Here is a 10,641-nt window from a genome sequence, read left to right on the forward strand (position 1 = left end):
CAGCGCTTTCCGTTGGCTTGAAGAGAAAAATCGGGACGCCGACAACGTGCCTGGACTTCCCGTTCCCTTCTGGCTATGAATGATAATGATTTGCAGTTGCACTGCAAGTCAAGCCCGTTTTCGCCCTTCCCCGCCCTCGTCCGGGAAGCGGCGGCCCGACCAGACGAGACGAATCCGCTGCTTGCCGGCGGCCGCCGACATGCCGGAACCGGCACAGTCCCGCGGCCGCGGAAGGAGAAGACGATGGACGCCATACCCATTCCGCAGCCCGGCACGACCTTCCTGTCCTACGCCGCCACTCCGACCCCGGTGACCACCGCGCGCCAGGGCGATTCGCTGACGGTGCGGCAGGCCGGCGCTACGCCGCTGACGCTGCGCCTGGACGCGGCCGGGAGGCGCCTGGCCCTGACCAGCCCGGCCGGGGCCGGCGACACCGCCCTGCGCGGCCTGAACGCCGCCATCGAGGCCGCCTTCGGCTGGCACCCTGAGCTGGAGCGGCTGGCGCTCGACCTTGGCGACGGCACCGCGGCACTGACCGACACGCTGCGCCGCCGCGGCATCGCGGTCGAGACGGCGGCCGCGCCGCTGACCGTGCTGCCGGAGCTGTTCATGCAGCAGGCGGATCTGTGGCACGGCCGGCCCGACCTGCCGGCCTTCCCGCAGCGCCAAATCATGACCGACGGCAAGCGCCACCCGCAGCGGCCGCCGAAGCCGCAGGGCACGGTCTATGCCCGCTGGATCCCGTGGCTGGAGCAGACCCTGGCCTTCCGGGCCGCAACGGTGGAGGACGACCTCGGCCATCTGCACAAATGGATGAACGATCCGCGGGTGGCGGCGTTCTGGAACGAGGATGGCGACCTGGAGAAGCATCGCCGCTACCTGTCCGGGCTGATCGCCGACCCGCATATGGTGCCGCTGATCGCCAGCTTCGACGGCGTCCCCTTCGCCTATTTCGAGATCTACTGGGCCCGCGAGAACCGGCTGGCGCCGTTCTACGACGTCCAGGACCACGACCGCGGCTGGCACGTCGTGGTCGGCGAGGACGCCTATCGCGGCCGCGGCTTCATCAGCGCCTGGCTGCCGTCGCTGACGCATTACATGCTGCTCGACGACTGCCGCACCCAGCGCATCGTCGGCGAGCCGGCGGCGGCGCACCACCAGCAGATCCGCAACCTCGAGACCTCCGGCTTCGTGCGGATCAAGACCTTCGACTTCCCGCACAAGCGGGCGGCGCTGGTGATGCTGCTGCGCGAGCGCTTCTTCTTCGACCGGCTGTGGCTGCCGGCCGCCGCCAAGCAGCCGGTGCCGCAGGCATGAGCCAGGATTCGATCCACGACGTCGTCGGCGTCGGCTTCGGCCCGTCGAACCTCGCCCTGGCCATCGCGCTGGACGAGGCGCTGCGCCAGCGCGGCGCGGCGCTGAGCCACCACTTCGTCGAGAAGCAGCCCGGCTTCACCTGGCATGGCGGCATGCTGCTGCCGGACAGCGACATGCAGATCTCCTTCCTCAAGGACCTGGTGTCGCTGCGGGACCCGACCAGCCCGCTGACCTTCGTCAACTACCTGCACCAGAAGGGCCGGCTGGAGGCCTTCATCAACCGCAAGACCTTCTTCCCCAGCCGGGTCGAGTTCAACGACTACCTGGGCTGGGTCGCGGCCCGCTTCGCCGAGCATTGCAGTTATGGCGAGGAGGTGGCGGCGGTCGAGCCGGAGACGGCGCAGGGCATCGTCACCGGCCTGCGGGTGCGGTCGCGCACCGCCTCGGGCGGCGAGACCGTGCGCCGGGCGCACAATCTGGTCGTCGCCACCGGCGGCAGCCCGCGCATCCCGGCCGCTTTCGCCCAGCTTCGCGGCGACCCTCGGGTCTTCCACTCCTCCGCCTATCTCGACCGGATCCACGGGCTGGGGCTGGCCCGCAAGCCCTCCGCCCGGATGGCGGTGGTCGGCGGCGGCCAGAGTGCCGCGGAGATCACGCTCGACCTGCATGGCCGCTTCCCGCAGCTCGGCATCGACCTGATCTTCCGCGGCCACGCGCTGAAGCCGTCGGACGACACCCCCTTCGTCAACGAGATCTTCAACCCCGGCTTCACCGACTACGTCTTCGGCCAGGGCGAGGCGCAGCGCGACGCCATCATCCGCGAGTTCCGCAACACCAACTACGCCGTGGTCGACGCCGACCTGATCGAGCGGATCTACGACATCCTGTACCAGCAGAGCGTCCAGGGCGCGCCGCGGCTGGCCCTGTGCGGCCGCAGCGAGGTGGCCGAGGCCGAGGCCGCGGCGGACGGGATCGGCCTGACCCTGCGCGACGGCATCGCCGGGACCGCCGGGCGGCGCGGCTACGACGCGGTGGTGCTGGCCACCGGCTATGAGCGCGACGGCGGGCGCCGGCTGCTGTCGGCGCTGGCGCCCTGGATCGAGGATTTCACGGTCGACCGCGACTACCGGCTGCGCACCCGGCCCGAGTTCCGGCCGCAGATCCACCTGCAGGGCCAATCCGAGACCTCGCACGGGCTCAGCGACACGCTGCTGTCGGTGCTGGCGGTGCGGTCGCAGGAGATCGCCGAGTCGCTGCTGGCAGCCAAGCGCCGGCGCGGCGCCGGACCCGACCTGCACCACGCCCCCGCCCCGCTGCGGCGCCTGGCCGTCAACGACGACTAGGCAGCGCCTTGCCGTCCCAGGGTGGCGCAGATTCGCATTGATATTCGTTTCAGATGAAACGATCATCCCGGCAGGACGGAATGAGGCCGGGAGGATGCGATGACGCTCCGCTACATGCCGGGATTCGGCAACGACTTCGAGACCGAGGCCTTGGACGGCGCCCTGCCCCAGGGCCAGAACTCGCCGCAGCGCTGCGCCTATGGCCTCTATGCCGAGCAGCTCTCCGGCTCGCCCTTCACCGCGCCGCGCGGCACCAATGAGCGGTCCTGGCTGTACCGGCTGCGGCCGTCGGTCAAGCATGTCGGCCGGTTCCGGGAGATCGAGCTGCCGCATTGGAAGACGGCGCCGCATATCGTCCGCCACGGCCTGCCGCTGGGCCAGCTGCGCTGGGACCCGACGCCGATCCCGGACGAGGCGCTGACCTTCCTGACCGGCATGCGCACCATGACCACGGCCGGCGACGTGTTCACCCAGGCCGGCATGGCCGCGCATGTCTACCTGGCCACCGAGTCGATGGCCGACGAGGTGTTCTTCAACGCCGATGGCGAGCTCTTGATCGTCCCGCAGCAGGGGTCGCTGCGCTTGGTCACCGAGCTCGGCGTGATCGAGATCGGCCCGGCCGAGATCGCGGTGATCCCGCGCGGCACCAAGTTCAAGGCAGAGCTGGTCGACGGGCCGTCGCGCGGCTATGTCTGCGAGAATTACGGCGCCAAGTTCACCCTGCCCGACCGCGGGCCGATCGGCGCCAACTGCCTGGCCAATCCGCGCGACTTCAAGACCCCGGCCGCGGCCTTCGAGGACAAGGAGACGCCGCACCGCGTGGTGGTGAAGTGGTGCGGCGGCTTCCACGAGACGACGATCGGCCACTCGCCGCTCGACGTCGTCGCCTGGCATGGCAATTACGCGCCCTACAAGTATGATCTGCGGAATTTTTCCCCGGTCGGCGCCATCGCCTTCGACCATCCGGACCCGTCGATCTTCACGGTGCTGACCGCCCCGTCCGGCGAGGCGGGCACGGCCAATGTCGACTTCGTGATCTTCCCGGAGCGGTGGCTGGTGGCCGAGCATTCGTTCCGGCCGCCCTGGTACCACATGAACATCATGTCGGAGTTCATGGGCCTGATCTATGGCCGCTACGACGCCAAGGAGGAGGGCTTCCTGCCCGGCGGCATGAGCCTGCACAACTGCATGCTGCCGCACGGCCCGGACACCGACGCCTTCGCCAAGGCCAGCACGGCCGAGCTGAAGCCGGTGAAGCTGACCGGCACTATGGCCTTCATGTTCGAGACCCGCTTCCCGCAGCTTCTGACCCGCTATGCAGCCGACCTGCCGACGTTGCAGGATGACTATCCGGCCTGCTGGAGCGGGCTGGAGAAACAGTTCGACAAACGGGAGGACACCGGCCGATGAAGCTCGCCAGCCTGAGGGACGGGTCGCGCGACGGGCGCCTCGTCGTCGTCTCACGCGACCTGACCCGCTACACCGTGGCCGGGGGCATCGCCCCGACGCTGCAGCGCGCCCTCGACGACTGGGACCTGCTGCGGCCGCGGCTGGAGGCGCTGGCCCATGATCTGGAGCTGGGCGCCGTGCCGAGCGACCGGTTCCGCGAGCATCAGGCCCTGTCGCCCCTGCCCCGCGCCTATCAATGGGCCGACGGGTCGGCCTATGTGAACCATGTCGCGCTGGTGCGGCAGGCCCGCGGCGCCGAGATGCCGGAGAGCTTCTGGACCGACCCGCTGATGTACCAGGGCGGGTCCGACAGCTTCCTGGCGCCGCGCGACCCGATCCGGATGGAGAGCGAGGCCTGGGGCATCGACCTGGAGGGCGAGGTCGCGGTCGTCACCGGCGACGTGCCGATGGGCCCCGGCCGCGACGCCGCGGCGCAGGCGATCCGGCTGGTGATGCTGGTCAACGACGTCTCCCTGCGCAACCTGATCCCGGGCGAGCTGGCCAAGGGCTTCGGCTTCTTCCAGTCCAAGCCGTCCTCCGCCTTCTCGCCCGTGGCGGTGACGCCGGACGAGCTGGGCGACGCCTGGGACGGCGGCAAGCTGCACCGGGCGCTGCTGGTCGAGGTGAACGGCGCGCCCTTCGGCCGGGCCGATGCCGGCGTCGACATGACCTTCGACTTCCCGACCCTGGTCGCCCATGCGGCGAAGACCCGGCCGCTGGGCGCCGGCACCATCATCGGCTCCGGCACCGTCTCGAACCGCGATTCGGATGGCGGGCCGGGCAAGCCGATCGCCCAGGGCGGCCACGGCTACTCCTGCCTGGCCGAGCTGCGCATGGTCGAGACCATCCTGTCGGGCGCGGCCAGGACATCCTTCCTGCGCTTCGGCGACACGGTGCGGATCGAGATGAAGGACGCCCACGGCCATTCCATCTTCGGCGCCATCGAGCAGACGGTGGAGGAGGCCGCCGCGGGCTGACGCCCGGCCGCTTTCCCTGCCCCGTTCCAGACATCCCGCATCGATCGACCAGGCGCGCCCGGCCCGACAGGAAGCCGGGCGCGTCGCGTTTCGGCTGCCCGCTTCATGTCGGACGGCCGGATGAATGCTGCCACCAGCGGTTGTCAAAAGATTTCATTGAGCAACCTCGAATCACAAAATCGCCAAACTCTTTGAGTTTTCCTGAGAAAACCCTCCCAAAGATCTTACAAAAACTTCATTGACACGAAAATTCACAAAAGTTTGAATGCGAAACCTGAGTCATCGGGCCTGAACTCTGATGGTCTGAAGGTTTCGCGGCGAGACATTCGCCTCCGAGCGGCAATGTCCCGTTGCGCGGCATGAGAGATCCATCAGCGGTCCGGCGTCCGGGACGGAACCGCGCGGCGACGGGAGTCTGCCGCGGCCTTCGCCATGGAGGATGACGAGATGACCCACGCCCAGGGATGGCCGCCGCTCCGAACGGCCTGATCCGACCGGCGGCGCTCCGCCGACGCCCATGGAACAACGACCACGAGAGACCTCCCCATGAAGATCCTCGTCACCGGCTCGCGCGGGCTGATCGGCACGGAGATGATGCGGCGCCTGGCCAAGGCCGGGCACCGGCCGGTGCCGTTCGACATCGCCCATGATCCGGGGACGCCCGGCCATGGCGACATCCGCGACCGCGACCGGCTGCGGCAGGCCATGGAAGGGTGCGACGGCGTCCTGTCGCTCGCCGCGGTCTCCCGCGTCATCGACGGCGAGCGCAATCCGGAGCTGTGCTGGGACGTCAATGTGAACGGCACCGGCGCGGTGCTGCAGGTGGCGCTGGAGCAGCCGGCCGACCGCCGTCCCTGGGTGATCTATGCCTCGAGCCGGGAGGTCTATGGCGACGCGGCGGCGCTGCCGGTGCCCGAGGACGCGCCGCTGCGGCCGCTCAACATCTACGGCCGCTCGAAGGCGGCCGCCGAGGCGGCGGTCGGCCGCGCCCGCGAGGATGGCCTGGCCACCGCGATCGTCCGCTTCTCCAATGTCTTCGGCTCGACCGCCGACCATGGCAACCGGGTGGTGCCCGCCTTCGCCCGCGCGGCCGCCACCGGCGGCACGATCTCGATCGAAGGCGCGGAGAACACCTTCGACTTCACCCATGTCGACGATATCGGCCGCGGCCTGTCGCTGCTGATCGAGTGCCTCGAGGAAGGCCACCGGGCGCTGCCGCCGATCCACTATGTCGGCGGCCGCGCCGTGTCGCTGGGCGAGCTGGCGGAGATGGCGCGACAGGCCGCGCTGGCCCCGGTCGAGATCCGCATCGCCCCGCCCCGCAACTTCGACGTGGCGCATTTCCGGGGCGACCCGGCGCGGGCGGAGGCGCTGCTGGGCTGGCGGGCCGAGATCCCGGTCGAGGACGGGCTGCGCCGGCTGATCCAGGCCTATGCCGACGATGCGGCGCGGGGCCGGGCCGCGGAGATGCCGCAGCCGGCGGTGACGCCGGCGACGGGGGAGGCGGAGGGCCGGGAGAGCCCGGTCCTCCGCGACGGCCCGGGCGCGCCGCGGCGGCTCTCGGCGCTGACCCCGTGGATCCTCGACTTCAGCCACGACCCGATCCGCCTGCCGCCGCGGCCGCCGACGCTGCGCCATGCCAGCTACGAGGACGATTTCGATTTCACCACCGTGTTCTGCGACGTGTTCTGGGACGCGTCGGGCGAGTCGATCCGTCTGGTCGGGCCGCCGCTCCTGAACCTGGAGACGGAGCTGGACTTCGCCTTCACCGCCCTGCCCTCGATGCAGCGCTGCGCCTTCGAGGTGCGGCACAAGCGCTGGGTCGACCTGGTCACCGTCCCGGTCCCGCCCGGCACCACCGGGCTGATCGCCGACACCAGCCTGGGCCGCGCCTTCCTGGCGCCGCAGCCCAATCTGAGCGGGCTGTTCGACGGCCGCCGCTGCATCTATGCGATGAGCCAGGACAACGACATCGCCTGGATCCAGGACTGGGTGCGCTACTATGCCCGCGGCCACGGCGCCAACGGCGTCGTCCTCTACGACAACGCCTCGACGGCCTATGACGTGCGCGAGCTCGACGACGCGCTGCGGTCGATCGACCCGTCGATCGAGGTGCTGACCATCCCCTGGCCCTACAAATGGGGCGTGTTCGACGGCCGCCGCCCGCTGTCCTACAGCATCTGGGATTCGTTCTACGGCCAGGCCGCGGCCTTCGAGCATGCCCGGCTGCGCTACTTCCGGCAGGCCGCCAGCGTCATCAACGTCGACATCGACGAGTTGGCGGTCACCCGCGACGGCCAGAGCGTGTTCGAGATCGCCGAGCAGTCGGACACCGGCTTCATCCGCTTCGACGGCTGGTGGATCCACACCTACGCCACCGAGGCGCTGCCGCCGCAGCGCCGGCACAAGCACTTCTTCCACAAGAAGGCCGGCCGGCTGGACGCCTGCACCGAGAAATGGGCGGTGGTGCCGGCCAAATCGCCCGAGGACGTGCAATGGGCGATCCACAACGTCATCGGCATGACCCCGGACGAGGCCAGCTTCAAGGTCGGCCTGCGCCACTTCAAGCCGATCAACACCAGCTGGGACGTCGATTCCAACCTGACCGACGCCAAGCGGACCGAGCTGTTCCACGGCGACGGCGCCGGGCTGGAGATCGACGAGGAGCTGCGCCGGACGCTGGCCCGGGTGTTCCCCGACGGCGAGGATGACCAGCCGGTCGCAGCCCCGGCCCGCCCGGCCGAGATCGTGGCCTATCAGCACCGGGTGCGCAGCGAGGCCCTGGCCCGCTCCGGCCGGGTCGAGGAGGCGGTCGCGGAGGCGCGCCGCGCGGCCGGGCTGCTGCCCGGCCATCCGGCGACCCTCCTGCATCTCGGCAAGCTGCGGCAGGCCCAGGGCGGCGAGGACGAGGCCGCCCGGCTCGCCGAGGAGGCGCAGCGGCTGCGGGAGGCCGACCCGCTGTACCATGTCCAGATGGGCCGGTCGGCCCAGCACACCGGCGAGATCGACCAGGCGGTCGCCAGCCTGCGCCGGGCGCTCGAGCTCGACCCGGACTCGATCGACGCGGCCGAGCTGCTGTTCAAGCTGTTCTGGGGCCATGGGCGGTATGGCGAAGGCCGGGTTCTCGCCCGCGAATGGGTCGCGCGCGCCCCGGCCGATCTGGCCGAGGCCCAGGCCCTGGCCGCCACCATGCTGATGACGATCGGCCGGGCGCCGGAGGCGGTCCGGCTCTGGCGCAACGCCCTCGCGCTCGACCCGCAGCGATCCGACTTCCATCACAGCCTGGCGCGCTGCCTGCTGCTCGACCGCAGCCTGGCCGAGGCGGAGGAGATCGAGCGGACGGCGATCCGCCTGTTCGAGGACGAGCGCGACCACGCCCGCGACCCGATCCCGCCCGAGGTGGTGCAGAAGCTGAAGCGCAAGCTGCTGCTGCGCGCCTCCACCCGGTCGTCGATGTTCGAGCAGCTCGGGCGCATCCTGCGGGCGCGCGGCCGGCTGGAGGAGGCGGCCGAGGCCCTGCGCGAATCGATCCGGCACTACCGCTTCGATCCCGACCTGCACCTGCTGCTGGCCGAGATCCTGACCGATTTGCGCCGGCCCGAGCAGGCCAGGGCCGCGCAGGACAAGGCCGCGGCGGTGGCGCGGGAGCTGCTGGGCCATCCGCCCAACACCATCCGCACCGCCTTCGACCGCGAGCGCGACATGGTCGGGCTGTACGCCTGGGTCGCCACGATCCTGCAGCGCTGCGGCCATGCCGACGAGGCGATGGCGACGATCGAGGAGATCGGCCGGAACTTCGCCGGCAGCGCCAACGCCACGAACGCGCGCGCCGGCTTCCTGATCAGCGCCGGCAAGGCCGCGGCGGCGGAGCCGCTGATCGCCGAGGCCATCGCCCGGGGTGAGGACCATTCCCGGCTGCACCATCTGCACAGCACGGCGCTGTCGCAGCTGAACCGGCTGCCGGAAGCGATCGAGGCCTGCCGGCGGGCCTTGGCGCATGATCCGCAGGCGCCGCATCTGCACCGCGCCCTGGCCGCGCTGCAGATCTCCGGCAAGCGCTGGGACGAGGCGATCGCGGCGCTGGAGGCGGCGATCGCCCTGGAGCCGTCGCATGCCGGCGCGCAGCGCCAGCTGAGCACCGCCCTTGCCGCGCTCGGCCGGCCGGAAGAGGCGGAGGCGGCGGCGCGCCGGGCGACCGAGCTGTCGCCGGATGATGCCGCGCCATACCGTCACCTCGCCAACCTCCTCGCCGGCTGGAAGCGGTGGAAGGATGCGGTCGTCGAGCTGCGCCGCGCGATCGACATCGAGCCCGACCATGCCGGCGCGCTGCGGCAGCTCAGCGCCGCCTTCGCCGCGCTCGGCCACGCCGACAAGGCGGTGTCGACCGTGCGGCGGGCGATCAAGCTGTCGCCCGGCGACGCGGCACTGCACCGCCATCTCGGCAACCTGCTGGCCGCCCAGAAGCGCTGGGACGAGGCGATCCAGGCGCAGGGCCGGGCGGTCGAGCTGGAGCCGTCCCATGCCGGGGCGCGCCGGCAGCTGGAGGTCGCCGAGGCCGAGGCCCGCAAGGCCAGGATCCGGCGGCCGGCCGGCCCCGCCCCGGGCCACAGCGGCGTCGCCGCGGAGTAGCAGCACGCGGCGATACAAGGCCAGGGCCACTCGACGGCCCACCCATCCTCCCTCTCCCCGGTCAGGGCATCTGCACATCGGTGGGCGGGCCGGATGGCAGGCAAATCAACAGATTGCCTCTCCCGCAAGCGAGGCCTTTCCAGAATTCCAAACACCGTCATTGCGAGCGTGGCGAAGCAATCCAGGGGCCGGTGCGCATCGGCCCCTGGATTGCTTCGTCGGCTTCGCCTCCTCGCAATGACGGCGGGGATGGGGCGGCGCCGGCCCATCCGCTTCGTCCGATGCGGGTCGGGCGGTCCTGCGCGATTGACGCTCCCGGCGCGACTCGCCTATCGGTGAGGCCCGCCCGACCCCGAGAGCGACCGCCGCGATGACCGACACCGCCGAGACGGCCGCAGCGCCGCAGCAGGGCTCGCCGGGCGAGGTGTTCCGGGCCTTCCTCAAGCTCGGCCTGACCTCCTTCGGCGGGCCGATCGCCCATCTCGGCTATTTCCGCGACGAGCTGGTGAGGCGGCGGCGCTGGATCGACGAGGCCGGCTATGCCGATCTCGTCGCCCTGTGCCAGTTCCTGCCCGGCCCGGCGTCGAGCCAGGTCGGCTTCGCCCTCGGCCTGCTGCGCGGCCGTGGCCTGCTCGGCGGGCTGGCTGCCTGGTGCGGCTTCACCCTGCCCTCCGCGATCCTGCTCTGCGCCGTCGCGCTCGGCGCCGCCGCCCTGGCCGGGCCGGTCGCCGCGGGCGCGCTGCACGGGCTGAAGCTGGTCGCGGTCGCCGTCGTCGCCCAGGCGGTCTGGGGCATGGCGCGGACGCTGACGCCCGACCGGCCGCGCGCGGGCATCGCCCTGGCCGCGGTGGCGATCGCGGTCTTCGCCGGCGGGGCCTTCGGCCAGATCGGCGCCATCGCGCTGGGCGCCGTCGCCGGCCTGGGAC

Annotated in this window: 6 protein-coding genes; all 6 read left to right on the top strand. The window is 71.1% G+C overall.

The features are described 5' to 3' along the window. The first annotated feature begins 243 nt into the window (after positions 1 to 243). Complete coding sequence (locus BWR60_RS29675; RefSeq protein ID WP_088155828.1) at positions 244 to 1,317, top strand: GNAT family N-acetyltransferase; 1,074 nt, start codon at positions 244 to 246, stop codon at positions 1,315 to 1,317. After that, positions 1,314 to 2,660, top strand: coding sequence for a lysine N(6)-hydroxylase/L-ornithine N(5)-oxygenase family protein (locus BWR60_RS29680; protein WP_088155830.1), 1,347 nt, complete (start codon positions 1,314 to 1,316; stop codon positions 2,658 to 2,660). Before BWR60_RS29675 ends, BWR60_RS29680 begins: the two co-directional genes overlap by 4 nt. A 99-nt stretch (positions 2,661 to 2,759) precedes the next feature. Next, the gene (hmgA, locus tag BWR60_RS29685) at positions 2,760 to 4,070 is read left to right on the top strand and encodes a homogentisate 1,2-dioxygenase (RefSeq protein ID WP_088155832.1); all 1,311 of its coding nucleotides are present in this window, start codon (positions 2,760 to 2,762) and stop codon (positions 4,068 to 4,070) included. Next, positions 4,067 to 5,086: a fumarylacetoacetate hydrolase family protein gene (locus BWR60_RS29690; RefSeq protein ID WP_088155834.1), complete on the top strand. Its 1,020-nt coding sequence runs from the start codon at positions 4,067 to 4,069 to the stop codon at positions 5,084 to 5,086. Before hmgA ends, BWR60_RS29690 begins: the two co-directional genes overlap by 4 nt. Positions 5,087 to 5,632: 546 nt before the next feature. Continuing rightward, complete coding sequence (locus tag BWR60_RS29695; RefSeq protein WP_088155836.1) at positions 5,633 to 9,715, top strand: tetratricopeptide repeat protein; 4,083 nt, start codon at positions 5,633 to 5,635, stop codon at positions 9,713 to 9,715. A gap of 370 nt (positions 9,716 to 10,085) precedes the next feature. After that, the coding region (locus tag BWR60_RS29700; protein WP_144445806.1) for a chromate transporter at positions 10,086 to 10,641 on the top strand (556 nt) is incomplete at its 3' end.

It is taken from the genome of Inquilinus limosus (genome assembly GCF_002195995.1).
Classification (GTDB): Bacteria; Pseudomonadota; Alphaproteobacteria; order DSM-16000; family Inquilinaceae; genus Inquilinus; species Inquilinus limosus_C.